General features: G+C 72.0%; 24 protein-coding genes. 8 read left to right on the top strand and 16 right to left on the bottom strand.

Translation table 11 applies throughout. The features are described 5' to 3' along the window. Positions 1 to 11 precede the first annotated feature (11 nt). The 9 genes from OG417_RS35440 to OG417_RS35400 form a co-directional block, all read right to left on the bottom strand. Positions 12 to 287, bottom strand: a complete 276-nt coding sequence (locus OG417_RS35440) for a hypothetical protein (protein ID WP_329238233.1) — start codon at positions 285 to 287, stop codon at positions 12 to 14. Then, a complete protein-coding gene (locus OG417_RS35435) occupies positions 268 to 1,884 on the bottom strand; it encodes a hydrogenase large subunit (RefSeq protein ID WP_329238229.1) in 1,617 nt (538 codons plus the stop codon). Before OG417_RS35435 ends, OG417_RS35440 begins: the two co-directional genes overlap by 20 nt. A 2-nt stretch (positions 1,885 to 1,886) precedes the next feature. Further along, the gene (locus OG417_RS35430) at positions 1,887 to 3,365 is read right to left on the bottom strand and encodes a proton-conducting transporter transmembrane domain-containing protein (RefSeq protein WP_329238226.1); all 1,479 of its coding nucleotides are present in this window, start codon (positions 3,363 to 3,365) and stop codon (positions 1,887 to 1,889) included. Then, positions 3,365 to 4,021, bottom strand: a complete 657-nt coding sequence (locus tag OG417_RS35425) for a hypothetical protein (RefSeq protein WP_329238223.1) — start codon at positions 4,019 to 4,021, stop codon at positions 3,365 to 3,367. The genes OG417_RS35430 and OG417_RS35425 overlap by 1 nt, the downstream gene beginning before the upstream one ends. Positions 4,022 to 4,081: 60 nt before the next feature. Then, entirely contained in the window at positions 4,082 to 5,023 is a 942-nt protein-coding gene (locus OG417_RS35420) for a respiratory chain complex I subunit 1 family protein (RefSeq protein ID WP_329238221.1), read from the bottom strand. After that, positions 5,020 to 7,032: a proton-conducting transporter transmembrane domain-containing protein gene (locus OG417_RS35415; RefSeq protein WP_329238218.1), complete on the bottom strand. Its 2,013-nt coding sequence runs from the start codon at positions 7,030 to 7,032 to the stop codon at positions 5,020 to 5,022. The genes OG417_RS35420 and OG417_RS35415 overlap by 4 nt, the downstream gene beginning before the upstream one ends. A 19-nt stretch (positions 7,033 to 7,051) precedes the next feature. Then, the gene (locus OG417_RS35410) at positions 7,052 to 7,534 is read right to left on the bottom strand and encodes an NADH-quinone oxidoreductase subunit B family protein (protein WP_329238215.1); all 483 of its coding nucleotides are present in this window, start codon (positions 7,532 to 7,534) and stop codon (positions 7,052 to 7,054) included. 513 nt (positions 7,535 to 8,047) lie between these two features. Then, complete coding sequence (locus OG417_RS35405; RefSeq protein ID WP_329238212.1) at positions 8,048 to 8,386, bottom strand: ArsR/SmtB family transcription factor; 339 nt, start codon at positions 8,384 to 8,386, stop codon at positions 8,048 to 8,050. Between the two features lie 331 nt (positions 8,387 to 8,717). Continuing rightward, positions 8,718 to 9,767: an aldo/keto reductase gene (locus OG417_RS35400; protein WP_329238209.1), complete on the bottom strand. Its 1,050-nt coding sequence runs from the start codon at positions 9,765 to 9,767 to the stop codon at positions 8,718 to 8,720. Between the two features lie 95 nt (positions 9,768 to 9,862). On the opposite strand from OG417_RS35400, the gene OG417_RS35395 reads away from it, so the two are divergent. After that, a complete protein-coding gene (locus OG417_RS35395) occupies positions 9,863 to 10,252 on the top strand; it encodes a MerR family transcriptional regulator (RefSeq protein ID WP_329238206.1) in 390 nt (129 codons plus the stop codon). Here OG417_RS35395 and OG417_RS35390 read toward each other — a convergent pair. Further along, a complete protein-coding gene (locus tag OG417_RS35390) occupies positions 10,228 to 11,184 on the bottom strand; it encodes an NAD-dependent epimerase/dehydratase family protein (protein WP_329238202.1) in 957 nt (318 codons plus the stop codon). The two genes, OG417_RS35395 and OG417_RS35390, sit on opposite strands and share 25 nt — an antisense overlap. Positions 11,185 to 11,453: 269 nt before the next feature. Here OG417_RS35390 and OG417_RS35385 point away from each other — a divergent pair, with 269 nt between their 5' ends. From OG417_RS35385 to OG417_RS35375, 3 genes are all read left to right on the top strand, one after another. Next, complete coding sequence (locus OG417_RS35385) at positions 11,454 to 12,221, top strand: hypothetical protein (RefSeq protein WP_329238200.1); 768 nt, start codon at positions 11,454 to 11,456, stop codon at positions 12,219 to 12,221. Between the two features lie 359 nt (positions 12,222 to 12,580). Continuing rightward, on the top strand, positions 12,581 to 13,036 hold the full coding sequence (locus OG417_RS35380; RefSeq protein ID WP_329238197.1) for a cupin domain-containing protein: 456 nt from the start codon (positions 12,581 to 12,583) through the stop codon (positions 13,034 to 13,036). Positions 13,037 to 13,547: 511 nt separating this feature from the next. Further along, positions 13,548 to 15,710, top strand: coding sequence for a vWA domain-containing protein (locus tag OG417_RS35375; RefSeq protein WP_329262803.1), 2,163 nt, complete (start codon positions 13,548 to 13,550; stop codon positions 15,708 to 15,710). A 156-nt stretch (positions 15,711 to 15,866) separates the two neighbouring features. On the opposite strand, the gene OG417_RS35370 is transcribed toward OG417_RS35375, so the two are convergent. The 4 genes from OG417_RS35370 to OG417_RS35355 all read right to left on the bottom strand — a co-directional run bounded on the left by OG417_RS35370 (position 15,867) and on the right by OG417_RS35355 (position 20,398). Next, the gene (locus OG417_RS35370) at positions 15,867 to 16,514 is read right to left on the bottom strand and encodes an aspartate/glutamate racemase family protein (RefSeq protein ID WP_329238193.1); all 648 of its coding nucleotides are present in this window, start codon (positions 16,512 to 16,514) and stop codon (positions 15,867 to 15,869) included. A 295-nt stretch (positions 16,515 to 16,809) separates the two neighbouring features. Continuing rightward, positions 16,810 to 17,691: a hypothetical protein gene (locus OG417_RS35365; RefSeq protein WP_329238190.1), complete on the bottom strand. Its 882-nt coding sequence runs from the start codon at positions 17,689 to 17,691 to the stop codon at positions 16,810 to 16,812. Then, the gene (locus OG417_RS35360; protein WP_329238187.1) at positions 17,688 to 19,130 is read right to left on the bottom strand and encodes an FGGY-family carbohydrate kinase; all 1,443 of its coding nucleotides are present in this window, start codon (positions 19,128 to 19,130) and stop codon (positions 17,688 to 17,690) included. The genes OG417_RS35365 and OG417_RS35360 overlap by 4 nt, the downstream gene beginning before the upstream one ends. Further along, positions 19,127 to 20,398, bottom strand: a complete 1,272-nt coding sequence (locus OG417_RS35355; protein WP_329238184.1) for a four-carbon acid sugar kinase family protein — start codon at positions 20,396 to 20,398, stop codon at positions 19,127 to 19,129. Before OG417_RS35355 ends, OG417_RS35360 begins: the two co-directional genes overlap by 4 nt. Positions 20,399 to 20,481: 83 nt before the next feature. Between OG417_RS35355 and OG417_RS35350 the strand changes: the two genes are divergently transcribed. Then, a complete protein-coding gene (locus OG417_RS35350) occupies positions 20,482 to 21,279 on the top strand; it encodes a DeoR/GlpR family DNA-binding transcription regulator (RefSeq protein WP_329238181.1) in 798 nt (265 codons plus the stop codon). A 103-nt stretch (positions 21,280 to 21,382) separates the two neighbouring features. After that, entirely contained in the window at positions 21,383 to 22,240 is an 858-nt protein-coding gene (locus OG417_RS35345) for an NAD-dependent epimerase/dehydratase family protein (protein ID WP_329238178.1), read from the top strand. A 33-nt stretch (positions 22,241 to 22,273) separates the two neighbouring features. Here OG417_RS35345 and pdxR read toward each other — a convergent pair whose 3' ends face one another. Together pdxR and OG417_RS35335 are read right to left on the bottom strand one after the other, a co-directional pair. Beyond that, positions 22,274 to 23,854 (bottom strand): MocR-like pyridoxine biosynthesis transcription factor PdxR, encoded by a 1,581-nt coding sequence (pdxR, locus tag OG417_RS35340; protein ID WP_329238175.1) that lies wholly within the window; start codon positions 23,852 to 23,854, stop codon positions 22,274 to 22,276. Between the two features lie 98 nt (positions 23,855 to 23,952). Continuing rightward, positions 23,953 to 25,191 (bottom strand): serine hydrolase domain-containing protein, encoded by a 1,239-nt coding sequence (locus OG417_RS35335; protein ID WP_329238173.1) that lies wholly within the window; start codon positions 25,189 to 25,191, stop codon positions 23,953 to 23,955. 237 nt (positions 25,192 to 25,428) lie between these two features. Between OG417_RS35335 and OG417_RS35330 the strand changes: the two genes are divergently transcribed. Then, positions 25,429 to 26,544, top strand: coding sequence for a WD40/YVTN/BNR-like repeat-containing protein (locus OG417_RS35330; protein ID WP_329238170.1), 1,116 nt, complete (start codon positions 25,429 to 25,431; stop codon positions 26,542 to 26,544). Next, positions 26,541 to 26,837 (top strand): MoaD/ThiS family protein, encoded by a 297-nt coding sequence (locus tag OG417_RS35325; RefSeq protein WP_329238167.1) that lies wholly within the window; start codon positions 26,541 to 26,543, stop codon positions 26,835 to 26,837. The genes OG417_RS35330 and OG417_RS35325 overlap by 4 nt, the downstream gene beginning before the upstream one ends. The last annotated feature ends 93 nt before the right edge of the window (positions 26,838 to 26,930 follow it).

The following is a 26,930-nucleotide window of genomic DNA, read 5'->3' as shown; positions in this document are numbered from 1 at the left end:
GCGGGGTGGGCTCAGTGCATGCCGCTCTGCATCATGACGACGAGGATGGCGAGGTGGGTGATGACCACGAACCCGATGATGAAGATGAATAGGAATTTGGCGGGACCATGCTCGAAGACCTTGCCCTCCTTCAGAGGGCCGCGCTTTGCCTGCTGCTTGGCCACCCGCTCTTCAAACTTCTCTTGCCATGATTTTTCTTGTGACACAATTTCCTCGCCTATATTTCCTGGTGTCAATATTTGTGTACGGCGCATAACTGCGTCACCGTTAGAGGTCGTTGCCGGCATAAGAGAGATTGAAGCTTTTGTTGGTGAGGGGGAAGTCGGGGACGATCGTGCTGCGAAGGGCGACGGGGACGGCCGGCCAGTTGAAAAAGGACGGGTCCGCGATTTTGACGCGTGTGAGGCGTCCTTCGGCGTCGAGTTCGACGCGGTGGGTGATGGCGCCGCGCCAGCCTTCGACGATGCCGGTTCCGGTATTGGTGGGCCCGGTGTGGGCGATGGGTGGCCAGCTGGTGATGTAGCCAGGGTTCAAGCCCTTGCTGAGCTCGGTGATGACGTTGATGGAGACGTCGATTTCATCGGCACGAACGAGGAAGCGAGCGAGGACGTCTCCGCCGGTCCGAACAGGAATGGTGAGAGCGTCCCCGTAGTCGGTGACAGGGTGGCTGATCCTGGCGTCATAGGCGAGGCCGCTGGCGCGAGCGACGTAACCGAGGGTCCCGATGTCGTGGGCTTGCTTGCCGGTGAGGACGGCGGTGCCGGTGAAGCGGTCGCGGATGACGGTGTGGGACAGGGCCAGGGCGACCAGCTCGCGGATATCGGCGCCGATGGCCTCAAGACGGGCAGGGTCGGGGATGCGGCGGAGGTTGGCGCCGCCCAGGAGGATGCCGCCGCGGAGCAGCCGGTGTCCGGTGGTGTCGTGGTTGAGGCGCAGCAGGGTTTCGCGGATCCGCAGCGCGTGGGCATGGAGGATGGAGTGGCCGACGTCGTTGCACAGCGCGCCGAGGTCGGTGACGTGGTTGTGGAGGCGTTCGAGTTCGAGCAGGATCGCGCGCATCCGGGCGGCCTCGGGCAGTACTCGGGTGTCGGTGGCGTCTTCGACGGCGAGGCAGTAGGCGAGGGCGTGGCCGACGGCGGTGTCGCCGCTGACGCGTTCGGCCAGCGCGACGCGGCTGGCGGGCGCGTGGCCTTCGAAGAGTTTCTCGGTGCCTTTGTGGGTGAACCACAGGCGGGCTTTGAGCTTGAGGATGGTCTCGCCGACGACGGTGAAGCGGAAGTGGCCGGGTTCGATCAGCCCGGCGTGGACGGGACCGACCGGGATCTCATACGTTCCCGGACCTTCGACCGGACGGAATGGGTAAGGGGTGTCGGGATCGCCGAAGGGCGGGGGCGGTCCGGCGTCGGCGCGCATGGGGTACCAGCCTTGAGGCCAGTGGGGGTGGCGGACCAGGCGACGGGGCAACGGGTGGCTCAGCGGCACCACTCCGTACAGGTCACGCATTTCGCGTTCGAACCGGCCGGCGGGGAAGGACAGCCCGGCGAGGGTGGGCACGGCCGGCGTGTCCGGATCGAGGCTCAGGTGCAACTCGATACGGGTGTCGGGCGGGCCGGAGACGAACAGGTAGACGACGCGGATGCCGGGGCCGCCGACGGCCTCGGCGGTGTCGTGGTGAGCGGCGACCAGAGCGAGCCGATGACCTTGCCTGAGCAGTTCGGCGGCGCGTTGATGCAGCCGGGCCTGTTCGATGGGCTCGGTGTGGGTACGGCGAACGACGGGGCGGTCGTTCAGTGAGGGCGGAAGGTCTCCCCAAGCCGGGGATCCGCCGGCGGCCGAGCCGATGCCGTATGGCTGATCGTCGGTCGGGTGGTTTTCGATTGGCATGGTCAGGGTGCTCCCACGATCGTCGCGGCGGCGCGGAGTAGTGGCTGCAGTGGGCCGAGGGCGGTCCCGAGGATGGCGGCGGCGATCAGCGCGAGGGCGAGCGGTGTCACCGCGCCGCGGGTCAGGACCGGGGTCGCCGGGTCGGTGCCGGGCGCCGGGCCGAGCAACATGGCGGTGGTGTGGCGGGCGAGTGCGGCGAAGATGACCAGTAGCAGGACCAAGGCGGCCGCGAGCACCCAGCCGAGCCCGGCGGCGGCGGTGGATCGGGCGATGCCGAGTTCGGAGGCGAACAGCGGGAACGGCGGCAGTCCGGCGAGCGCGGCGACGGCGAGGCCGAAGACGCCGGCGAGTGCGGGCTTGCTGGTGGCCAGCCCGCGTACGCCGGCGATGCGGCTGGTCCGGGTGCGCTGAAGGATCTGCCCGGCGCTGGTGAAGGCGACGGCTTTGGCGAGGCCGTGGCCGAGGACGTGGAGCAGTACCGCGGCGGCGGCCAGGCGGGTGCCGGCGGCGGCGCCGAGCGCGGCAAGGCCCATGTGCTCGATGGAGGAGTAGGCGAGCATCCGCTTGTAGTCACGTTGGCTGATCAACAGCAGTGCGGCGACCGCGAGGGAGGCCAGGGCCGCGGCGACCAGCAGGGCTCGCATGTAGCCGGGGCCGAGGACCGCGTCGGTGAGGACCTTGTAGCGCAGGATGGCGGTGAACGCGACCGACAGCAGCACCCCGGACATCAGCGCTGACACGGGGGCGGGGGCCTGGCTGTGGGCATCAGGCAGCCAGGCGTGCATCGGGGCCAACCCCGCCTTGGTGCCGAACCCGAGCACGGCGAGCCCGGCGGCGAGCCGGATCACCTGAGGATCGAGCCGGTTCGCGTGGCCGAGCAGGAAGGTCCAGTCGAGGGCGTCGGCGCCGTGGCCGCCGGCGTGTAGCGCGGTGGCGTAGACGCACACCGTGCCGAGGAAGGCCATGGCGATGCCGACCGAACACAGCACCACGTACTTCCACGCGGCCTCCAGACTTGCGCGGTCGCGGCGGTGCCCGACGAGGAACGCGGTGATGACCGTGGTGGCCTCCAGCGCGACCCACATCAGGCCGAGGTTGTCCGCGAGTACGGCGGCGCCCACCGCGGCGAGGAAGGCGTGGATGAGGGTTCCGTAGCGGCGGGCATCGCCGGAGCTCATGCGCCCGATGTCCTGTTCGGTGGCGATGTGGTGCACGCTCGCCCAGGTCGCGATGAGGGCGACCGCGGAGATGACGATCAGCATGAAGCCGGTGAGCGCGTCGGCGCGCAACAGCCCGCCCGCCGCCGTACGGGCCGTGCCGTGAACGATCTGGGGGCCGAGGGCGATCGCGGCGGCGAGCTGCCCGGCGGCGGTGCCCACGCCCGACCAGGCGGTCCAGGTCCGCCATCCGAAGACCGCGTACACCAGGGCGGCCGCGGCGGGGAGGACGAGCGGCGGGTACAGCAACAGGTCGGTGTCCATCAGTCGTGGAGCTCCCGGAGGTCGTCCAGGTCGGTGCCGCCGAGGTGGGTGTGCATGCGGGCGGTGAGGACCTGCAGGACGAGGACGGCGAGCAGCACGTCAGCGGTGACGCCGAGTTCGACGATGAGCGGGACTCCGGCGGCGATGAGGAAGGCGAGCGCGGCGATGCCGTTGTCGACCATCAGGACCGCCACGATCTGCGACAGGGCGCGCCTGCGGGTGACCAGGGCGAAGAAGCCGATCAGAACGACGGCCAGCGCCGCGGACGCCGCCTGGCCGGCCGGGGTGGGGTTCAGGTCGACCAACGGGCGGGCGGCTGCGTAGGCGGCCAGGGTGAGGGCGCCCGCGGCGAGCAACGAGGCGGTCACGTTCACCAGCGGTGCCGCTTCACGCGGCTGGTCGTCGTGAACCAGAACGCGTCGTAGCGCCCGTGGGAGTATGACCGCTTTCACCGTGGCGACGACGACGGCGATCACGGCCAGTTCCACGCTCGCGGTGTGGGCGGCCTGGACGGCGGCGATCAGCGCGAGTGCCGCGCCTTGGAGGGCGAGCAGGTGGACCAGTGCGGACAGCTCACGTCGCCACACCACGCCGATGCCGGACAGCACCAGCACACCACACGCGGCGTACAGCACTTGGGTGGAGGCGGAACTCATCGCGCTCGTTCTGGCTCCTGTCGGATGGGGGCGGTCATGGCGGCTTCTTTCCCGGTGCGGTCAGGTGAGTACGTAGGAGGCGGTGACGGCGAGGAGACCGAGCACGAACGAGCCGGCGAGCAGTTCGGGTACCCGGAACAGACGCACCTTGGCCATCAGCACTTCACCGGCGGCGAGCACGCCCCCGAGCAGCGAGAGCTTCATCACCAATGCGGCCACGCCGACGGCCAGGGCGGCCCAGCCGGTGGTGGTCGCCACTCCCCAGGGGACGAACAGGTTGGCCAGCAGGCCGAGCAGCAGCGAGAGTCGCATCGCCGAAGCCAGCTCGACCAGGGCCAGGTCACGGCCGGCGTATTCCAGCACCATGGCCTCGTGCACCATGGTCAGCTCCAGATGGGTGGCGGGATTGTCCACCGGCATCCGCCCGGTCTCGGCGAGCACCGCCACGGCCAAGGCCGCGGCGGCCAGCAGGCTGGCCGGTGAGACCAGCCGGTCCGGGTGGTGGACTCCAGCGTTCACGATGGCGGCCAGGCTGGTCGATCCGGCGCGCTCCGACAGCGCGAAGGCCGCCAGCAACAGCGTCGGCTCCACCAGCGCGGCAATCGTCATCTGCCGGCTGGCGCCCATCCCGCCGAACGCGGTGCCGGCGTCCAGGGCGGCCAGCGCGAGCGCGACCGTGCCCAGCAGCAGCAATCCCACCACGGCGATCAGATCCGCCGAGCCACCCGCCACCGAGGTGGTGGAGGCCAGCGGCACGATCGCGGCGATCAGCAGGCTGGTGGCGGCCAGCACCGGTGGCGCACAGACGAACAGCCAGCCGGCGTCGGCCGGGCTGATCGGTTCCTTGCGGGCGAGCTTCCGCAGGTCCCGCCACGACTGGCCGATCCCGGCACCGGCCCGGCCCTCCAGACGAGCGCGGATCAGGCGCATCCACCCGATCAGCAACGGCGCCGCCACGGCCATCAGCACCGGCTGACCGATCGCCACGGCCCAGCCGTTCATCCGCTCACCCCCACCACCAGCACGACCAGCAGCGTGATGAGGCCATAGGCGAGGTAACGATGCACGCTCCCGTTCGCCAGCACACGAGCCGACCGGCCGACTCTTCGGCCCGCCGCCAGCAGCGGGACATACAGGTAGGTCTCGATCCGGTCGGGCACCCGGAGCTGGAACCGCACCCGCTCCACCAGGTAGGCGGACTCGGCATAGTGACTGACCTCGACGTGCTGTTCGGGCCGTAGCACATCGTCGAAGACCCGCTGCAACGGTTCGGCGAAGGAGGTGGCGGTGTACTCGGTACGGGCGGTCTGCGGGCGGCCTCCGCACCCCCACGCCGCCGCCCGGCGGCGCGGTCTTCCCGCGATGCGTCCCACGGCCGCGACCGCCGCGACGAGAACGGCCAGACCGGCGGTGATCAGCACCGGCGAGTAGAAGGCGTCGCCCCCCGGCAGGTGCAGCCGTCTGGCTCCCTCCAGCGGCTCACCTCCACCCACGACGCCGACGATGCGCGTGAGGGCGGGCGCCATCAGCCCCGGCGCGATCGCCGGCAGCCCGCAGCCGAGGGCGGCGGCGGCCATGGCGGCCAGCATGGCCGGGCCAGGCTCCCGCGCCGCCTCGGCGGCGGCGCTGCGGGGCCGGGCGAGGAATCCCGTACCGAGCGCCTTGAGATAGGCCGCGACGCCGATCCCGGCGGTGAGCGCGATGACGGCGACGGCGACCGGGGCGCCGATCGCGTTCAGGTCCGAGGCCGGCGGCAGCGCCTGGACCAGGGACTGCAGCAACAGCCACTCGCTGACGAAGCCGTTGCCGGGCGGCAGGGCGGCCGCGCACAACGCGCCGATCGCGAACGCCGCGGTCGTGGCCGGCATGCGGCGGCCCAGCCCTCCGAGGGCGTCCAGGTCACGGGTGCCGGTCGCGCGCACCACCGCGCCGGCGGAGAAGAACAACAGCGACTTGAACCCGGCGTGGTTGAGGGTATGCAGCAGCGCTCCGGCCAACGCCAACGCGGCCAGGCCCGGCTCGCCCGCGTCCGCGAACAAGCCCGCGGCCCCGACGCCGAGGAGTATCAACCCGGTGTTCTCGGCGGTGGAATAGGCCAGCATCTTCTTCACATCGGTGGCCAGCGCGGCCTGCAAGATCCCGTACAGCGCCGACAGCGCGCCGCCGGCGGCCGGCAGGATCCACCACCAGGACGGCCCGCCGCCCAGCAGGTCGAAACCCAGCCGGATGATCCCGTACACGCCCAGGCTCACCATCGCCGCGCTCATCAGCGCCGAGACGTGACTCGGCGCTTCGGCGTGTGCCCGCGGCAGCCATGGATGAGCCGGGACCATCCCGGCCTTGGCGGCGAACCCGGCCCCCGCCAGCACGAACACCCCGCCGCGTACCGCGCCCGGAAGGCCGGGCGCGGCGTGGCGGATCGCGGCGAAGGACTCCCCGCCGCACGCGGCGGCCGCCCACACCAGGGCGAGAAGGATCACGACGAACCCGGCCTGGGTCATGACCGCATACCACCGGCCCGCCGAACGAACCGCAGGGCCCTTAGCGTGCTCGCTCATCACCAACATCAGCGAGAGCAACGCCATCAGTTCCCAGGCGAGCAACAACGTCGAGACGCTGCCCGCCGCGGGCACCGCCAGCATCGCCGCGACGAACAGCGGCAGGGCGGCCAGCGCCGTACGTGACGACGCGCCGGTCCCGGACCGGCCGGCATAGCCGGCCGCGTACACCCCGACCAGCGCGGCCACGCCGCCCACCAGGAGCAGGAACCATCCCGACAGCGCGTCCACCTCGAGACGTACGCCACTCAGCGGCAGCAGCCCCGGCAGCGCCGAACGCCATGCCTGTCCCGACAGTGCGGCTCCGCCCGCGACCGCGCCCGCCACACCGGCCGCCGCGGTGCCGCTCCCGACCACGCCCGCGCGCCACCGTCGTGGCAGTACTGCTGCGGCCAGGCCTGAGACGCCCGCCGCGGCGACGGCTGCGCCCAGCCCACCGGCGACCAGGCTCACCCGATGACCAACGATCCGGTCATCGGCCCGACAGACCGCGCAGTGCGGCCACGATCGCTTCCGGCGGCGGCGGGCACCCCGGTACCTCCACATCCACTGGGACGAAATCGGAGACGGGACCGGCCACCCCATGCCCACCGGCGAACATCCCGCAGTCATGAGCACAGTCGCCCAGCGCCACCACCAGACATGGACGCGGCGCCGCCTCATACGTCTTGACCAGCGCGTCGGCCATGTTGCGGGTGACCGGACCGGTCACCACCAGTGCGTCCGCGTGCCGCGGAGAGGCCACCAACCGGACCCCGTACCGCTCAGCGTCATACACCGGGGAGAACGCCTGCCCGATCTCGACCTCACACCCGTTGCACGACCCGGCGTCCACGTGCCGGACCTGAACCGACCCCGATACCTGTTCGACAGCCTCACTTGCGGCGCTTTCCGGTACGGGCGGCGCCGGCTCGGCGACCCGCCCTGTGTCCCAGATCTTGGCGATCAGCCCCATTCCGGCTCCACCTGCCCCTCATTCACCGCCGCCCCACAGGGCGCAGAAAGGGGCATCGCGCGGTGCCCAGGGAAGATTCGTGCGATGCCCGTCGGCCGACTACGCACCGATACGACCACGTACCGGCGCATACATACATTGGCAGTTGCTAACTTTAGCAATACCGCAGACGCGTCGGACGTCAGGGCGCGGTTGGCATGTCACATCGACCGGGGGCGATGGGGCCGCACATCCCGGGGATGACCTATCGCGGGGGCGCGATCGTTCGGCTCCACGGGGTCCTGAACGATACGAGCGCCAGCCGGGTGACCCCCTGCTCCGCCCGATCGCCCGGGCAGGGTTCCCAGCCCGAACGACGGCTGCGGATTCGAGCGGTCGCTGCCGCTACGCGACCCTGGCTCGCCGACCTGAAAACCCGCATCCGGCCGCTTCCCTCACCGGAACGACGCCTGACCTTCTGACCGGCCTGGTCGGCGGGCGGTCACCCGGGGTGTCCGCGGGACGGGCCGGTCCTCAGGAACCGCCCGCCGAGGAACGCAGATCCTCCAACAGCTCCGCCTGCCCCGACAACACGCCCGTAAGGATCTGGCGGGCGACCGCCAGCAACTCCGCCACGTGCGGGCTGGTGAGTGAGTAGTACACGGCGGAACCCTCCTTGCGAGAGACCACCAGATTCGCCCGCCGTAGCACCGCCAGTTGCTGCGACAGATGCGCCGGCTCAATACCGACCTCCGGCAGCATCTCCGACACCGCATGCTCGCGTTCGCTCAACAGCTCCAGCACACGGATCCGGGCGGGATGCCCCAGCGTCTTGAAGAACTCCGCCTTCAACTGGTACAGCGGCGTACTCACCGCGGCACCCTCCCTCTCCTGCACATCCGCACCATGTCGCTCAGCCGGTCCGATGCTCCCGTCTGTCACCACCGCGGGGACCACTCCGCCTCGGTGATTGTTGCTGACCTGGATAATTGCCGATCTTAGCAATCGCCTGCCAGTGACCGACGACGTCGAGCCCTACGATGAACGGCTGCTCGGCACGGGCGCCGAGGTCGTCGGCCTCAGGCAGGTACCCGCGGCGCCGGTTTCACCGTGCGGCACGCCGACGGGGCGGTGGTGGAGTACGTCCATCACCGCCCCATCGCGGACTGACGCCTGCCGAGCCCGGATCAGGCGCCGCCGGGCGTCATGCCGCCGGCCGGTCCGGCAGGGGCCGTCTGCGCTGCTCGGTCTCGGTCAGCGCCGGGTGGGTCCACGCGCCGTCCGGTGGGTAGACGTTGGTGCCGGGCGGCACGATCGCGTCGATGCGGTCCAGTGTGTCGTCGTCCAGCGTGAGCGCCGCTCCCTTGATCAGCGCTTCCAGCTGTGCCATGGTGCGCGGCCCGACGATGACCGAGGTGACGGCAGGGTGCGCCGCCGCGAAGGCCACCGCGAGTTCGGGCAGGGTGCTCCCGATGCCGTCCGCGACCTCGACGAGTCGTTCGACGATGTCCAGCTTGGTGGCGTTGACCGGCAGCGCGGGGTCGAAGCGGCCGGGGGTGAGCGCGGCGCGCCCGGTGCTCAGATCGATGTCCTGCCCCTTGCGGTAGCGGCCGGTGAGGAAGCCCGAGGCGAGCGGACCCCAGGTCAGCACGCCCATCCCGTATCGACGGCAGGTCGGCAGCACGTTCGCCTCGAGGCCCCGGGCGAGGATCGAGTACGGGGGCTGCTCGGTGCGGAACCGGTGCAGGGCGCGGCGTTCGGCGACGTGGTGGGCCTCGACGATCTCCTCGGCGGGGAAGGTCGAGCAGCCGAACGCGCGGATCTTCCCCTGCCGTACCAGGTCGGTCAGCACGGACAGGGTCTCCTCGATGTCGGTGGCGTGGTCCGGCCGGTGGACCTGGTAGAGGTCGATCCAGTCGGTGCGCAGCCGCCGCAGGCTGTCCTCGACGGCTCGGGTGATCCACCGCCGGCCGTTGCCCCCGCGGTTGCGGCCCTCGCCGATCGGGAAGTGCACCTTGGTGGCGAGCACCACCTCGTCGCGCCGTCCCCGCAGGGCCTTTCCGACGATCTCCTCCGACTCGCCCGCCGAGTACATGTCGGCGGTGTCGACGAAGTTGATGCCGGCGTCCAGCGCGGCGTGCACGATGCGAACGCAGTCGTCGTGGTCCTGGTTGCCCACGGCGCCGAACATCATGGTGCCCAGGCAGTGGACGCTGACCTCCATACCGGTACGGCCGAGATAGCGGTAACGCAAGGTGAGGCTCCTGTGAAAGATCGGAAGTGGCTCTGGCCCGTCCGCCGCACCCTAGGAGCTGGACCCGACTCCAGCTCAAGCCCCATCCTGGGTCCGTGAGCGATTCCCCACAGAGCCTGACCATCGGCCAAGTGGCCGCCCGTACCGGCCTGAGCGTGGACACTCTGCGCTTCTACGAACGCGAGGGCATCCTGGCCAACCCCGTACGGCGCGGGTCCGGGGGCCGGCGGGTCTACGCCGAGCACGACGTCGACTGGCTCAACCTCTGCATCGTGCTGCGCTCCTCGGGCATGCCCATCCCGGCGATCCGCCGCTACACCGAACTGGCGCGCCAGGGAGCCGGCACCGAGGGGGACCGGCTGGCCCTGCTGCGCGAGCAGCAGGGGCGGATCTTCGCTCAGATCGCCGACCTCCACCGCTGTCTCGACGTGATCAACCACAAGATCGCCGTGTATGAGGATCACCTGGACCGGCCCGCGGAGTGACCTTCGAGACCACCTGAGTCCGGGACGAGGCCGGTGGCGAGCCAGCCGGTGATCGACCGATGCCGCGGGCGCCAGCCGAGAAGGCCGCGGGCTCGCGTGGCGCGAACCCGGCTGTTGGAACCCAGGGCGTGACGGGCGAACTCGGGATGCCAGAGGTTGCCGGGAGCGTCGGGGTCCCAGGGCCGGGGGCCGGGCAGGCCGAGCGCGGCGGCGATGGCGTCGGTCATCGCGGCGAAGGACTCCTCGCCGTTCTCCACGAAGTAGAAGGTGCCGGGGGGCGTCTTCGCCAGGGCGAGAAGGTAGAGGTCGGCGACGTCGTCGATGTGGACGTTGGACCAGATGTTGCGGCCGGCGCCCACCCGCTGGACCACGCCACCGGCGCGGGCCTGGTTCACGAGCGCGGCGATCAGGACGCTGTCCTGGGCCGGGCCTCGTCCGTGGCCGTAGATGAGGCTGTTACACAGGACCGCGGAGCGTACGTCCTGCTCGGCGGCGGCCAGGACCAGGCGGTCGACGGCCACGCGGGCCCGGCGTACGGGATGGCTCGGTTCCCAGCCGGATCCCTCGTCGAGGACGTCCTCCTCGAAGACCGTGGCGGACGCCTCGCCGTCCGTGCCCATCCCCACGATGCTGGAGCCGCTGGTGTGGATCAGCGGCTTGCCCGAGCCGGCGAGCGCGGCGACCAGTGTCCGGACGGCGCCGAGGTGGTCGCTGTCGGCCGCGTTGATCACCGCGTCCGCGCGGCGCGCCTGGTCCGCGAGGACATCGGGGTCGTCCAGGAGACCCACCACCGGCCGGACGCCGATACGGGAGAGCGCCTCGGCCTTGGCCCGGTCCCGGGTCAGCCCGGTGACGGTATGACCGGCCCGGACCAGACGGGTGGCGACGGTGCCGCCGATGTAGCCGCTCGCGCCGGTGACGAAGACGTGCATCGAATGCCTTTCAGGCTGGGGATCGCTTCAACGCGCAGCCTCGGCCCGCGCATGGCGCGGCACCAACCCCATTTGCCGAAACGGCAAATGAGATCGGCCCAGCGCGCGACGGCCCGGTGAGCCGGGATGGTGAGGGGGTTTCTGACCGCGCTCTGGCGCGGTCAGAAACCCCCTCACCCGGGTCCATGGGCGGCCATGGGCCGTTGAGGGCCGCGGATGTCGTACCTCGTCGTTACCGTGCCGCCATACCTGCGACGAAGGGTGATGACATGGGTACCTGGGCCGCCTATCTGGCGTTTCGCGCTCCGGCTGACGGGCGCGTGCGGTTTCCCGGCCACGAGCGCGCCGCTGTGGCGGTGGGCGGGTGGACCTACCTCACCGGCGAGATCACGAACTACGAGCAGTTCGAAGCCGCGCTCTCGGGCATCCCCGGCCCGGCTCTGCTGTCGGCGGTCTGTGACAGCGACTTCGCCGGGATCACCGGCTATCTGGACGGTACGCCCCGGTGGAACGCCTACATCAATTACCAACGGGCCGTTGCCGAACTCGACGTTCCCCTGCCCGAGTCGGCGCCGGCCGAGGACGAGGACCTGCTCGACCGGATCATGGCCTGGGCACGGACGGCGGAAGCGCCGCCCGTGGACCGCGACCGGCTGCGCAAGGTGCTGGCGACGTCCTGTGTCTTCGCCGACGACGGCCTGCTCGCCCTCGAACAACTCCTCGGCGTGATCTCGCCCGAGGTCCGGCCCTTCGGCAGCGACCAGCGGACCGACTACGACATCGTCATGATCACTCCGGCTGGTGAAACCGTGCCGGACGAGGCGATCGCCGATATCGCGCGGGCGGTCCAGGGCGAGGCCGACTCCGGCGAACCCGATGAGAACGGGCACCGCATCGAGTTCTTCGTGCCCAAGACCAACGAGCCCGCCGTGGCCCTCCCGGCGTTCTCGGCGACCGTGCGGCGGCTGGGAATCTCCCCGGCCACCATGGTCTTCTGGAACGGCGACTGGACGCCTCTGGCGGACCTCGGCCGGTAGGCGGTCATCTCCGTGCTCCGTGACCATCGCCCATGACGGCCGCACGGCTGTCAACGACCGGATCCGGACGCGGGGGCGAAGTGGAAGGTCGCGAGGCTCCTTGTGACGCGGCGGGCACCAGGGGGCCGTCGCGGGAGGAGTCACGCGCCCGTCGGGCCGATCGGGCGCCGCCTCGGTTTCGCGGAGCGGGAATGCGTTTGAGATCAAATAAGGGGCAGGTCATGTCAAGATCGTCTTATGTGGGCATACCGGCATACATCCCTTGCTCCTGTTTCCTTGACCCCGCGCCGTGAGTACGTGACGGCCGGGCTCGCGGGCGTGTGACGATGGCCGCTCAGGAGAGCGAAGCGACGGGGCGGATGCCTCGCCCGTACATCCTGGCCGCGGGTGAGGGGGAGCCGGCGGCGGCGCCCGAGGGCTCGGTCATGCGGCTGAAGGCGTCCGCCGAGTCGACCGGTGGCGGCCTGGGCCTGCTCGAAGGCGTGGACGCACCCGGCTTCGCCACCCCCCTGCACCGGCACGACGTCGCCGAACTCTGGTACATCCTCGACGGGCACTACGACTTCTACGTCGCCGGCGAGTGGATACCGGCCGACACCGGAGCCGTGGTCTTCGTGCCCGGCGGACTGGCCCACGGCCTGCGCGCCGGGCCGTCGGGCGGACGCAAACTGACGATGATGATCCCCGGTGGATCCGAGGGCTTCTTCCGCGACGTGCACCGCGCCCTCGAGGAGAACACGGGAACGGCGGAGACGTTCCGGGCGCTGGGCGCCGAGTACGGCATCGAACTGATCGGCCCTCTACCGGAGCGCTGACCGCCCTGACTTCCAGGCGAGTGCGCACCGACCGAGCCGGGCCGGCCGTATGTGATTGCCGTGCGGGAGGTCGTCGGTCGACTCTGCGGCGATGCGCGTAGTCGCAATTCTGGCGGTCCGGAGGACTGGAAACGGTCGTTCTTTTTGAAGCGGCAAACTGCGGATCAGCCATTTCATCCGGCCTACCTAAAAAAAGATCACGTTTCCCTCGGGCACCTCTCATCGGCAAAGGGTGGCCTACTGTGGCCAGCCGGGAACTTGCAGTAATGGGTCTATTTACATCTATTTGGCGACCGGTCACTCTATGGCCGTGGCCGCACCTGCCTCGTTGATCAGCGGCTGGCGCTGAAAGGGTCGCCGAGTTTGTCAATCAAAGTCGATTGGTATCCGCGTGCGCCGGCACGCGAGGAGGGGGCATTCCGGCTGGTGCGATCATAGAAATTCTGTACGTCCGGCGATCCCAAATTAGTTATGGCATGACGCCATGTCAGAAGGAAATGACACCGTGAGAATGACGCGAAGATTACGGGCCGCCGTGTGCGTGGTGGTGGCCGGTGCGATGCTGGTGGCCGGGGTGGGGACGGCGTCCGCCACGCCCGGGGTGACCCCGTCCGACGTAACGCTGAACCTGTCCCCGGGCGAATCGGCGACGATCGCCAAGACCGTGTCCACTCCGGCGATCCCGCCAAAGCCGGATATCACGTTTCTGATCGACACGACGGGGAGCATGGGCGGGGTCATCTCGAACGTCCAGGCCAATGCGAACACCATCTTGTCCAACGTCGCTTCGGCGCAGCCGGACGCGCAGTTCGCGGTCGCCGAGTACAGGGACGTGTCGGCGGACGCGACACCGTTCCGGGTGGCGCAGAACCTCACCGCCGACCAGGCCGACGTCGCCAACGGTCTCAACTCGCTGGTCGCGTCGGGCGGCGGCGACTACCCCGAGGACGGCATCAACGGTCTGTTCCAGGTCGCGTCCGGGGCGGTCGACTTCCGGTCGAACAGCTCTCGCATCGTGTTGCTGATCGGGGACGCCCCCAGCCATGACCCCAGCAACGGCCATTCGCTGGCCGATGCGACCAGCGCCCTGCAGGCCGCCGGCATCACCGTGCTGGCGCTCGACCTCTCCGGGCTGGATTCGACCGGGCAGGCGACCGCGATCACCAACGCCACGGGTGGACAGCTGTTCTCCGGCATCGACGCCTCGCAGGTCAGCAGCACCATCCTGGCGGCCCTGCACAACCTGCCGGTCACGGTCACCCACCGGCTGCGCGACTGCGACCCGAACCTGTCGGTGTCCCTGACCCCGGACAGCCGGACGGTGACCAGCGGCGATGACGCCGGCTTCACCGAGGTCGTCTCCGCCGGCGCCGGAGCCGCACCGGGAAGCACCCTGAACTGCAAGGTGGACTTCCTGCTCAACGGCGTCCTGCAACCAGGCTTCACTGAAACCATCACCGAACACGTCCCGAAGGTGACCCCGTCGATCGCCACAACGCCATCGGACTCGGCGCCCGCGGGTGGGAACGTCTCTGACACAGCGACCCTGACCGGCGGGTATCACCCGACGGGCACCGTCACGTTCCAGCTGTACGCCCCCGGTGACACCACCTGCACGACGCCGATCGCGACCCGTACCGGAACGGTGTCGGGCAGCGGCACCGCCGCGTCCGGGAATGTCGCCGCGGGCGGGGTGGGCACCTACCGGTGGGTGGCCTCCTACAGCGGCGATGACAGCAACAACCCGGTCACCTCCTCGTGCGGCGATGAACAGGTCGTCGTCGTCAAGGCCACCCCGGGTATCGCCACCACCCCATCGGGGTCCGTTCCCGCCGGCGGTGTCGTGTCCGACACCGCCACCATCTCCGGCGGGTACCACCCCACCGGCAACGTCACGTTCCAGCTGTACGCCCCCGGCGACACCACCTGCACGACGCCGATCGCCACCCGCACCGACACGCTGTCCGGCAGCGGCACCACCGCATCCGGCAACGTGACCATCGGCGCGGCCGGCACCTACCGGTGGACCGCCTCCTACGGCGGCGACGCCAACAACAACTCCGTCACCTCACCGTGCAGCGCCGAACAGGTCACCGTCACGCCGCAGCGGCTGACCGGACGGGCCTACGGCCTGACCGCCGACGCCTCCCTGGCCGGCCTCCAGCTGGTGCACATCGCACCCACCCCCGACACCGGCCACATCTCCACCACCTCGACCGGCAGCACCTCGGTGCCCTGTACCGCCACACTCAGCGGACTGATCAGCGCGCACGCCCTGTGCGCCAAGGTCGCGACCACCGAGTTCCCCGGCAAATCCGTGGCCACCGCCTCCATTGACGACACCACCATCGGGATCACCGGCATCCCGGTGATCAGCGTCAAGACCATCAACTCCGGCTCCACCACCACGTGTACCGGATCCACCGGAACCACCACGATCGCCTACCTCAAGGTCGGCAACACGGTGGTCATCCCAGAACCCACCGTCATCCGACCCAACACCACGGTCAACGTCGGCGTCGTCAAGCTCGTCCTCAACGAGCAGACCCCGATCACCACCCCCGATAAGGGCCTGACCGTCAACGCCGTCCATGTCACCGTCGACGCCCTCGGCCTGGCCAAGACCGATGTCGTTCTGGCGTCCTCCGAGAGCGATATCGGCAACTGCCCCTAACCCAACCCACTGGATCGACCAACCCCGAGGCCGGGCGGCGTGGTCCGCCCGGCCTCGGCCGGGCTTCAGGCACCCCCGAGGCCGGCCACCCCCTTCGTCCCCCGAGCTGCCGCGTTCGGCCGACCGTCGTTGTGGCTCGTGTCACGGCCGCGACGGTCAGGTGGTGGCGTAGGGGCGGAGCTGGCGGACTCCCGAGCGGGGTGAGGTGAGGACCGGGACGTTCACCTCTCCGGGCGGGAGGGCGTCGACCACGCGGGCCATGCTGGCCTGGGCCAGGACGAGGATGTCGACCTCGGCGGCCAGGCGGCGGGCCTCGGCGGCGACGATCGCGTCATGCCGTGCCGCGTCGCCCGCCTTCAGCGCCTCGAACGCGCCCGGGCACACCGACTCCCGGATCTTCCGAGGTCCGGTCGCCCCGCGCCGGAGCAGGTCGCCGGTCGGCCGCAGTGTCGCGGCGAGCGTGGCCAGGATCCCGATCCGCCCGCCCGTGCGCACCGCCTCCGCGGCCATCGGAGCGTCCACCCGGTACACCGGGATGCCGGCCTCCGCGTCCGCCTCCTCCGCCGCCTCACCGATCGATGAGCACGTCACCAGCATGGCCTCCGCGCCCGACTCCGCCGCGAAGCGCGCGTACGCGGCGACGCGGCGGCGGGTGCGGGGCAGCAGGCCGTGCTCGATCGTGTCCCGCAGCAGCGTCTCGTCCACCATGTTGACCGCGTCGACCACACCGACCTCGGCGGGAAGCAGACCGGCGAAGACGGCGGGCAGGCTCGTGACGGTGTGCAGAAGACAGACCCGGGTCATGGGTCCTCCTGCGTCGGAGGGTGTGACCACAGGGGCGTGTCTTTTGATTCCCTCGCTTCGCTCGGTCATGGGTCCTCCTGCGTCGGAGGGTGTGACCACAGGGGCGTGTCTTTTGATTCCCTCGCTTCGCTCGGTCATGGGTCCTCCTGCGTCGGAGGGTGTGACCACAGGGGCTGTGTTTTCGATTCCCTCGCTTCGCTCGGTCATGGACCCTCCTTCGTCGGGAAAGTGACCGGGGGGACGGTGCCTGCGATTCCCTCGCCGCGCTCGGTCATGGGCTTCCTCTCCGCGGGCATCAGCCGGCCTCGGTCCACGGGCGGCCGTAGCGGTCGACGGTCTCGCCCAGGCGTCGCAGCCGGTCGGCGGAGCGCGCCCGCAGTGCCGCCGCCGGGTCGGGCGTGGCGATCGCGTCGCGCCACAGGGCGCGGCCGGCGAGCATGCCCGAGGCGCCCGCGCGGCAGGCCGCCTCGACGGCGGCCGGGAAGTCCGCCGCCCGCACGCCGTTGGACAGCACGACCCAGGGCCGGGCGAGCCGGCCGTCCAGCTTCTCGCAGGCGGTCACCAGTTCGCTCATCGAGCCGCGTCCCCGGCTCGGCACCTGGGCCTTGTACAGGCTCGGCCCCGACGGGCCGAGCGCGGAGGCCGCATCGAGGATCGCCGCGTCCAGGTCGAAGCCGGTCTGCCCGGGAGCCGGGACGGCGACCGGTTCGAGCACCGACAGCAGCCCGGCGTCGCGGCAGAGGGCGACGAACCGGTGGACCATCTCCTCCCGGCGCGCCTCCTGGCCGTCGCGCTTCCAGATGACGAGCAGCTTCAGCGCCACGGCGCCGTCGCGCCGCGCGTGCCCCGGGTCGACCGCCAGGTCCAGTTCGGTGTCCTCGACGACGCCGCCCGGCATGTGGGTCAGCGCGTCGGCCGCGAGGATCAGCCCGCAGCTCGACGGCAGCGGCCGCTCCCGTACGAGGTCGGCGTACGCGTAGTGCCGGTCGATCAGGAACGCCGAGGCCAGCGGCGCGAGCACGTCCGCCACCTCCAGTTTGAACGCCGTCAGCGTCGCGTCGTCGGACGGATGTCCCTCCTCGGCGAACATCGCACGGAGGCTCTCGCGCTGGTCCATGGCGACCATGGCGAAGGTCCCGGACGGCCGCGCGAGGCGGTCGAGGGTCGGAGCTGTCACTGTGCTTCCTCTTCGTCGGAGGGCGAAGGCGCGGTGGCCAGCGGCAGGAACCTCGACCGGTACGCCTCCTCCCACTCGGGTGCGGGGACGGGAGCCTGGGGCGGAGCGGGCACGGAGGTGTCCGGAACGCCGATCGCGCGGCCGGCGAGCTGGGCCGCGCCGAGGGCCGCGCCGTGCGCGCCGGGCACCACCGCGAGCGGTGTCGGCGTCAGCCGTGCCTTGATCCACATCCAGGTCGGGTTGGCGGCCGGGCCGCCGAAGACCGTGACCGTGCCGGGCCGTACGCCGCCGCTCGCCGTGTCGAGCATCCACCGGATCTGCATCGACAGCCCTTCCAGTACGGCGCGGCCCAGGTCGGCGAGGGTGTGCGACGGCCGCAGGCCGTGCACCGACAGCGTCCGGCGCGGATCCGGTTCCGGGGTGGCGCGGCCCCGCAGGTACGGCAGCACGGTGATGCCGGTCGGCGGCGCCTCGGGCGGGCCGACGAGCTCGGTGAACCACCGGTGCGGGTCGGGATGTCCGGCCGGCGCGAACCGGCCGAGCAGCCAGGCGACCAGGCCGCCGCTCGCGGGCAGGCCGCTGATCAGGCAGTACGACGCGCCGTCCACGAACGGGCCGACGGTCGCGCCGGCGACGACCCGCGCGGGTACCGCCGCGACCGGCGTGACGATCGCCTCCGCGGTGCCCATGGAGTCCGCCACCCGACCCGGCGCGCGGACCCCGGCCGCCCACGCCGCGGCCATGTGGTCGTGCCCGGCCACCACCACCGGAGTGCCGGAGAGCAACCCGGTACGCCCGGCGGCGGCCGTACCGACCCGCCCGGCCACGCCGGCGACGACCGGCGGCAGCCGATCGGGGGACAGGCCCGCCAGGTCGAGCAGGTCGGCCCGGTACGCGCCCCGGCGGATGTCGTACGCGCCGGTACGGGAGGCCAGCGTGGCGCTGGTCGCGAGCACGCCGGTGAGGGAGGCGGCGACGAGGTCGGCGACGCTCGCCCAGCGGGCCATGTCCCGGAGCACGTCCGGGGCGTGGCGGCGCAGCCGCATCCAGCGGGCCAGCGGCAGCTTCGCGCCCGGACGCAGGCCGGTGACGGAGAAGAAGGACTCGGCCCCCACCGCGCGGGCCAGCTCATCCGCCTCGTACGCCGCGCTGCCGTCGCGCCAGTCCAGCAGCGGTCCGTCCGGCTCGCCGTGGGCGTCCAGCGGCACCCCGGTCTCGGCCATGCTCGCCACGCCGACGGCGACCGGCGGGGTCCCGGCCTCGGCCACGCACTCGGCGAGCAGCCGCAGCGCGGTCGCCCGCAGGGCGTCCGCGTCGCCGGCCGTCGCGGCCCGGCGCGAGGCGAGGCACGTGCCGTCCGGCCGGTAGACGGCGGCCTTGGTGTGCGTGGTGCCGATGTCGACGCCCGCGAGCGTGATGGTCGACACGGGGAGTGTCATTCGCCGACCTGGGCGAGGACGCGGTGGAGCGTGTCGTCGGCGCCGACGTTGCCGGGCACGACGACGTACGCCGGGCGGCCCAGTGGCGTGTGCAGGTCCCACACCGGGACGCCGGGCAGGATCTGGCCGCGTACGTGGGCACTCGTGGCGGCCAGGGCGTCGGTGGCCAGCCGGGCCGAGGTGATGCCGCCCTTGGCGACGACCAGATCCACCTCCGGCGCGAGGTGCCGCACCGTCGCGACGAGGGTGTCCATCAGGAGCGCGGGCGCCGCCGGGACCCGGTCGTGGCCGGGCGCGCGGTCCGTCGCCAGCAGCGCGCGGCCGTCCTCGGCGAGGCGTTCGCGCACGGCGCGGGCGAGCGCGCGGTCGTCGCCGGGATGCGGGGCGACCGGCAGCTCGACGCGGCGTTCCCACAGGCCGTCCAGGGCGCGGAGCTGCCGGGTGCTGGCCTCGGTGAACGATCCGCAGGCGACCAGCACCCGTCCGGGCGGCGGCACGGCGACGCGGTCGAGCGGCCGGGTGGCGAGCCCGGCCAGCGCGGCGGCGAGCGACGCGGCGCAGCGGACCTGCACCCGCGCGCCCCGGCGCTCCGCGCGCACCAGCCCCGCCGCGACCGCCAGCACGTCGGACTCGGTGACGCAGTCGGGCACCACGACGGCGTCCGGCCCGGCCTCCGCCAGGGCGTCCGCGACGGCGTCGGGCCCGCGCTCGCGCAGCCGCGCCAGCGGCACCGTCACCGCGTGCCGCCGGCCGCCGCCCACCTCGCGGACCCAGCCCGCCAGGTCGCGGCTCGTGTAGCCGAAGACCGGGTCGCGGGCGAACTCGGTCTCGGCGACCGGGACCGGCCCGGACGGTGTGCGCAGCCGATGCACGCCGTCCTCGGTGAACCGGCCGCCGTCGACGAACGCCGGCACGAACAGCACCGGCGTTCCCGGTGACACGGCGTCGACCTCGGCGAACACGTGCCCGCGCAGGGTCGAGTCGCCGCGCAGGACCAGCCGGAGCGGACGTCCGGCGGTGCGAGCGGCGTCCTGCGCCGTACGGGCGATGCCGGCGACCAGGGCGGCGGCCTCGCGCTCGGGCAGCGCCCGGCTGTTGGACAGCACGAACACCGAGCGGTGCGCGGCGGCGGCGTCGAACGCGGCCCGGCCGGGGCGCAGGATCACCTCGACGTCGCTCACGGCCTGGGTGCCGGTGGGGTCGTCGTCGACGATCACCGTGAACCGGCCGTCGGCGGCGATCTCCGCGCGCCAGGTCGCCTCCCGCACTCGTCCTCCCGAAGGATGTCAAACTTCGGACAATTGTCGTCCGACTTCGGACATTTTGGCAAGAGGGCGGGTACGGTCGAGCCGTGGTCACCCGAGAGCGCGGCGGCGAGCTGCGGTACAACTCCGCGCCCGAGCGTCGCGAGGAGATCCTGCGCCGGCTCCGTGAGACCGGTTACGTGTCGGCTCCCGACCTCGGCGCCGAGCTGGCCGTCTCTGAGCGTACGGTCCGGCGCGACCTGCAGAGACTCGCCGAACTCGGCCTCGCGGAGCTCGTCTACGGCGGCGCGCTGGCCCCGGGCGGCGTGACCCCGCGCTCGCCGTTCGGCGTGCGGTCGCAGGCGCGCTCTGAGCAGAAGCGCGCCATCGCCGAGCTGGCGCTGCGCTTCGTCGAGCCCGGCGCGACCGTCGGCCTCGACGCGGGCACCACGACGCTGGAGCTGGCCCGGCTCCTGCCCGACGATCGCGACGTCACGGTCGTGACCCACTCCCTGCCCGCGATGACGGTGCTGGGGGAGCGCTCCGGCACGAACCTCATCGGCCTCGGCGGCTTCCACCATCCGCCGACGAAGGCGTTCACCGGACCGGACACCGTCGCCGCGATCGGCCGGCTGCGCGTGGACACGTTCTTCCTGGCCGCGAGCGGGCTCGGCGACCGCGGAGCGTACTGCGCCACGCCCCTCGACGCCGAGGTCAAGCGCGCGTTCATCGGCATCGCCGACCACGTCGTGCTCCTCGCCGACTCCGCCAAGCTGCGCCAGACCGCGCCCGTTCCGATCTGCGGCCACTCCGAGATCGACGCGTTCGTCACCGACGCCGCGATCACCGAGGCGCAGCGGGCCGCGCTGCCGCCCGGGACGAGGCTGCTGGTCGCGGAGATCTGACCGGTACACCGGATCGGGTCGCAAGTGGTCTATGAGCCCGGTCCGGTCGCCTCCTAACGTGAACGACATGCCGGTTCCGAGACGATCCCGGAAGGTCCTTCGGATGCATGTGTTCCTCGCCGGCGCGACGGGCGTTCTCGGCCGTCGGATCGTTCCGCTGCTCGTGGCCGAGGGGCACCGCGTCACCGCGCTGACCCGTACGACGGAGGGCGGCGCGTCCCTGCTCGTGCTCGGCGCCGTGCCCGCCCTCGCCGACGTCTACGACGCGGAGGCGCTCACGCGCGTCGTGCGCGTCGCGTCACCCGATGTCGTGATGCACCAGCTCACGGACCTGAGCCGCGGCGTCACCGGGGCGAACGCGCGGATCCGCGTCGCCGGCACCCGCAACCTGGTGGACGCGGCGCTGCGGGCGGGCGTGCCGCGGATCGTCGCGCAGAGCATCGCGTGGGCGTACGAGCCGGGCGAGGAGCCGGCCGGTGAGTCCGTACCGCTCGACCTGACCGCGCCCGAGCCGCGTCGGACGTCCGTCGAGGGCGTACGGTCCCTGGAGGCGGCCGTACGGGAGCTTCCCGAGTGGGTGATCCTGCGGTACGGGATGCTGTACGGGCCGGGCACCTGGTACGCCGCGGACGGCATGATGGCGGATCGGGCACGCGCGGGCGGGCTGACCGTCGGCGCCGACGTGACGAGCTTCGTCCACGCCGACGACGCCGCCGAGGCGGCCGTGCGGGCGCTGACCTGGCCGTCGGCCGCGGTCAACATCTGCGACGACGAACCCGCCCCCGCGGACGACTGGGGCCCGGTGTTCGCCGCGGCGGTCGGCGCGCCGCCTCCCGCGCCCGGGAACGCCGAACGCCAGGGCTGGGCCCGCGGGGCCGACAACGCCTGTGCCCGCGAAGAACTCGGCTGGACTCCCGGCCGGCCCTCCTGGCGAAAGGGCTTCGCCGCTCTCACGCCGTGAGACCGCGGGAGGGACGGTCTTCGCCTCCTGGGCTCAACGGTCGCCGACGGTCGCGATCAGTTCCGTGAGCAGGTCGAGGGTGCGGTGCCACGCGTGGGGCGGCGGCGTCGCGTACCCGAGGATGAGAGCCGCAGTGCGGGTCTCCGTCGTGTGCCAGTCGCCCGAGGACTGCAGGCCGTTCGTCAGTACCCCGGCCCGTACGCCGGCGGCGACCAGCGCCCGCTCCCGTTCCACCGAGGCGACCGGCAGGAGCGCGTGCAGGCCCGCCGATATCCCCTCCAGCGGTGTGGGCGTGACCGCGGCCAGCCGCTCCGCCAGTTCCGTACGACGTCGGCGGTAGGCCAGGCGCAGCCGCCGGATGTGGCGGTCGTAGTCGCCGCGGCCGATGAGGTCCGCGAGCGCGAACTGGTCGATGACGGGTACCGCCGCGACGGTGTGCTCGATGGTGTCCAGCAGCGGCCCGTGGAGCTCCTCCGGCACCACGAGCCAGCCGATGCGCGTGCCGGGCGCCAGCGCCTTGCTGGTGGTCCCGCCGTACACGACGCGGTCGGGCGCCAGCGCCTGCAACGCCCCGACCGGCCGCTGGTCGTAGCGGAACTCGCCGTCGTAGTCGTCCTCGATGACGTACGCGCCGCAGCGTTGTGCCCAGTCCACGAAGGCGGTGCGGCGGCCGGGCGCGAGGACGGCGCCCCGCGGATGCTGGTGCGCCGGCGTCAGGAGGACCGCTCCGACGCCGCCGTCCAGGGCGGCCGGGTCGGCGCCGTCCGCGTCGACGGCCAGCGGAACCGTCTCCAGGCCCGCGGCTTCGAGCAGTTCGCGGTGACGGGCGAGGCAGGGATCCTCGATCCCGGCCCGCCGCACGCCGAGCCGCGCGAACGTACGGGCCAGCAGCGCCAGTCCGTGCGAGAACCCCGCCGTGACGACCACGGTCCGGGCGGTGACCCGCACGCCGCGCGTACGGGAGACGTAGCCCGCGACGGCGGCCCGGAGAGCCGGCACGCCGGCGAGCTCACCGTAGTCGAACAGGCCGGGATCCGCCGCGGCCGCCGCTCGCCGGACGCTCGCCGCCCACAGGGCACGGGGGAAGGAACTGAGATCGGGCCGGCCGGGCCGCAGGTCGGCCCAGCCCTGGTGCGGCACCGGCTCGTGACCGCCCAGGACCGTGCCGGGCCGTACCTGATCATCCGGCGGTGACCCGGCGCCGGGGCCGCCGTGGGCAAGAGCGTTCCGGCCGCCGGGAGAACGCCCTCCGGCTCCGGACGCGTCACTCACGCCGAGGCGGGCGTCCGGCCACGGCCGTCGCCCGGCGGGCGGCTCGCCCGGTCCGGCCGCAAGGCCGGCCACCCGGGTGCCGGATCCGGGCGTCCCGGTCAGCCATCCTTCCGCGATGAGCTGCGTGTACACCTGTACCACCGTGCCCCGCGACAGCCCGAGGCCGGCGGCGAGACCGCGGCTGCCGGGCAACCGCGTCCCCGCGGGGAGCCGCCCGGAGCCCACCGCCTCGCGCAGCGCCCGCTCCAGCGCACGCCCGACCCCGCCCTCGGCCGGTTCGAGACGCAGATCGAGGTGCAGATCGAGCCCCGAGCCGCCCCGCTCCGTACGGTCTCCGGCCACCGTGCCCCCTCACTTCGGCCTTCGGCCCACGGCACCAGGCTCCCCGACGGTCCCCGGCGGGCTCCAGGCGGGTACCGGACACCGCGGGAGCCGTGACGTCACGCCGCGGGCATGCCGAGGCGGTCGCGCAGGGCGGCGGTCCAGGGGACCCACCGCGGGTCGGGTCCCGCCGCCGGGTTCCATGCCAGGTTGGTGCAGGTGTAGGCGACGGCGGTTCCGGTCCGGGGCTGGGCGAAGGCCAGGCGCCCGCCGGCGCCCGCGTGGCCGAAGGAACCGGTTCCCAGCATGGGCAGGTGGGAGGCGGGCAGCTCGTAGCCGAGTGCGTGCCGGGACCGGCTTCCGGCGGGCAGGCGGTCGAAAGGGCTCGGGGGCGGCAGATGATCGGTCCGGGGGGCGGTGGCGTGCTCCACGGTGTCCGCGGTCAGGAGCCGTGTCCCGTCCACGGGTCCGATGAGCGCGGCGTGCAGGCGGGCCAGGGACCGGGCGTTGCCGACTCCGTTGGCGGCCGGGATCTCGGCGGCGATGGCGGCGGGGCTGTTGAAGGCCTCGGTGGCCTCGGCCACCGAGGCCATGGTCGCCAGCGTGCCGCCGACGAGCGGGTCGCTCCGGTCGATGCCGAAGCGTGCCAGCTCCTCGTCGACCTGCCGGGCGGTGGGGCGCGTCTCGCGAGTGAACTGCGCGAGCACGCGGGGCTCTTCGGCGGCGGGCAGGCCGATCCACAGGTCGAGTGCGAGCGGGGCGGACAGCTCCGTGGCGAGCATGGCTCCGACGCTGTGCCCGGTGATCCTGCGGATCACCTCGCCGACCAGATAGCCGTAGGTCAGGGCGTGGTAGTGACAGGCGGTGCCCGGCCGCCACAGCGGGGCCATGGCGGCGAGGACGCGGGTGCAGTGATCCCAGTCGAGGAGCTGCGGAAGGCCGATGCGGGCCTCCGGCGGGAAGGCGGAGAGCCCGGAGCGGTGCGCGAGCAGGTCGCCGACCGTGACGTCCTCCTTGCCGTTCCGGGCGAACTCGGGCCAGTAGGCGGCGACGGGCGCCTCCAGGTCGAGCAGTCCGCGCTGGGCGAGCAGGTGGGCGCAGGTGGCGACGACGCCCTTGGTCACGGACATGACCACGCTGAGGGAGCCGGCGTCCACGGGCCGCCCGCCGATGACGTCGGCGCCGGCCCACACGTCCACGACCTGCTTCCCGTCCTGGTAGACGGCGAGCTGAGCGGCTCCCGGATCGTCTCGTTGCCCGGCTTCGAAGCCGTCGCGTACGGCTTCGAAGCCGGGCGCGGCCCAGCCGTCGGCACGTGGGGTTCGGGGAGTCCGTGAGGTGTCCGCCGGACCGTGCATGTGTCTCCTCCTGGTAAGTGAGATGGATGGGGGCTCAGTCGATGGTGGCGGTGCGGGCCGCGGCGGCCGACATTCAGGACATCGCCGCGTACCGATGAATTTCGTCGGAGGGGTCGGTCAGAATCCCTGGTGAGCCGCGACCGGCGGTCACCGTACGAACGAGGGAGCACCAGTGAGCGCACGCGGTGAGCGAGTCGGCGACACGACAGCCCTGGTCATTTCCCCGAAGGAGGGCTCATGAGCGGAGTACGGGTACTGGTCGGGACGCGCAAGGGCGCGTTCATCCTGACGTCGGACGGCCGGCGCGAGCGGTGGGAGGTGAGCGGCCCCCACTTCGGCGGCTGGGAGATCTACCACGTCACCGGCTCGCCCGCCGACCCCTCGCGGCTGTTCGCCGCCCAGTCCACCGGCTGGTTCGGCCAGCTGATCCAGCGGTCCGACGACGGGGGCGCGACCTGGTCGCCGGTCGGCAACGAGTTCCGGTACGAGGGGAAGACCGGCACCCACCAGTGGTACGACGGCACGCCGCACCCCTGGGAGTTCGCGCGCGTCTGGCACCTGGAGCCCTCGCCCACCGACCCGGACACGATCTACGCCGGGGTCGAGGACGCCGCCCTGTTCAGGTCGTCCGACGGGGGCACGACCTGGCAGGAGCTGCCCGGCCTGCGCAGGCACGGTTCCGGCTCCTCGTGGCAGCCCGGGGCCGGCGGGATGTGCCTGCACACGATCGTGCTGCACCCGGACGACCCGGCGCGGATGTACGCCGCCATCTCGGCCGCGGGCGTCTTCCGCACCGACGACGCGGGCGAGACCTGGCGGCCGGCCAACCGCGGGCTGCGGTCGGGCGGCATCCCCGACGAGGACGCCGAGGTCGGCCACTGCGTGCACCGCATCGCGCTGCACCCCGCGCGCCCCGACACCATGTACATGCAGAAGCACTGGGACGTCATGCGCAGCGACGACGGGGGCGACTCCTGGCGCGAGGTCAGCGGTGACCTGCCGTCGGACTTCGGCTTCCCGATCGCGGTGCACGCGCACGAGCCGGAGACCGTCTACGTCGTGCCGATCAAGAGCGACTCCGAGCACTACCCGCCGGAGGGGCGCCTGCGCGTCTACCGCAGCCGTACGGGCGGCGACGAGTGGGAGCCGCTCACGAACGGCCTGCCGCAGCGCGACTGCTACGTCAACGTGCTGCGCGACGCGATGGCCGTGGACGGGCTCGACTCCTGTGGCGTCTACTTCGGCACGACCGGCGGGCAGGTGTACGCCTCGCCGGACGCCGGCGACACGTGGGCGCCCATCGTGCGCGATCTGCCGGCCGTCCTGTCCGTCGAAGTCCAGACACTGTCGTGATCCGCGTCGTGCTCCCGGCGCACCTGCGGGTCCTCGCGCACGCCGGCGCCGAGGTCGAGTTGGACGTCGACGGGGAGGTCACGCAGAACTCGGTGCTCGACGCGCTAGAGGAGCGGTATCCGATGCTGCGCGGCACGATCCGCGACCACGGCACCGGGCGGCGCCGCGCCTTCATCCGGTTCTACGCCTGCGAGAACGACCTGTCCCACGACCCACCGGACGCCCCACTGCCCGACGCGGTCATCAGCGGTGCCGAGCCGCTCCTCGTGGTGGGCGCTATGGCGGGCGGCTGACCGCCGTACCGGCCATACCGGCCATACGGCGCCGGGCGGCCGCCGGGACCCCGGCGCCCGGCGGCCTCGCCCGTGCGCTTCACCACCTGCCTG

The sequence above is a fragment of the Actinoallomurus sp. NBC_01490 genome, from assembly GCF_036227085.1.
GTDB lineage: Bacteria > Actinomycetota > Actinomycetes > Streptosporangiales > Streptosporangiaceae > Actinoallomurus > Actinoallomurus oryzae.
Note: the sequence above shows the minus strand (reverse complement) of the source record. Positions and strands in the feature narration are given on the sequence as shown.

Coding starts and splice junctions, on each gene's coding strand:
- OG417_RS35370 (WP_329238193.1), bottom strand. CDS start 16,514: ATGACCCGGGTCTGTCTTCTGCACACCGTCACGAGCCTGCCCGCCGTC.
- OG417_RS35345 (WP_329238178.1), top strand. CDS start 21,383: ATGCATGTGTTCCTCGCCGGCGCGACGGGCGTTCTCGGCCGTCGGATC.
- OG417_RS35360 (WP_329238187.1), bottom strand. CDS start 19,130: ATGACACTCCCCGTGTCGACCATCACGCTCGCGGGCGTCGACATCGGC.
- OG417_RS35335 (WP_329238173.1), bottom strand. CDS start 25,191: ATGCACGGTCCGGCGGACACCTCACGGACTCCCCGAACCCCACGTGCC.
- OG417_RS35390 (WP_329238202.1), bottom strand. CDS start 11,184: ATGCACGTCTTCGTCACCGGCGCGAGCGGCTACATCGGCGGCACCGTC.
- OG417_RS35430 (WP_329238226.1), bottom strand. CDS start 3,365: ATGGACACCGACCTGTTGCTGTACCCGCCGCTCGTCCTCCCCGCCGCG.
- OG417_RS35375 (WP_329262803.1), top strand. CDS start 13,548: ATGACGCGAAGATTACGGGCCGCCGTGTGCGTGGTGGTGGCCGGTGCG.
- OG417_RS35425 (WP_329238223.1), bottom strand. CDS start 4,021: ATGAGTTCCGCCTCCACCCAAGTGCTGTACGCCGCGTGTGGTGTGCTG.
- OG417_RS35330 (WP_329238170.1), top strand. CDS start 25,429: ATGAGCGGAGTACGGGTACTGGTCGGGACGCGCAAGGGCGCGTTCATC.
- OG417_RS35380 (WP_329238197.1), top strand. CDS start 12,581: ATGCCTCGCCCGTACATCCTGGCCGCGGGTGAGGGGGAGCCGGCGGCG.
- OG417_RS35385 (WP_329238200.1), top strand. CDS start 11,454: ATGGGTACCTGGGCCGCCTATCTGGCGTTTCGCGCTCCGGCTGACGGG.
- OG417_RS35410 (WP_329238215.1), bottom strand. CDS start 7,534: ATGGGGCTGATCGCCAAGATCTGGGACACAGGGCGGGTCGCCGAGCCG.
- OG417_RS35440 (WP_329238233.1), bottom strand. CDS start 287: ATGCCGGCAACGACCTCTAACGGTGACGCAGTTATGCGCCGTACACAA.
- OG417_RS35420 (WP_329238221.1), bottom strand. CDS start 5,023: ATGAACGGCTGGGCCGTGGCGATCGGTCAGCCGGTGCTGATGGCCGTG.
- OG417_RS35435 (WP_329238229.1), bottom strand. CDS start 1,884: ATGCCAATCGAAAACCACCCGACCGACGATCAGCCATACGGCATCGGC.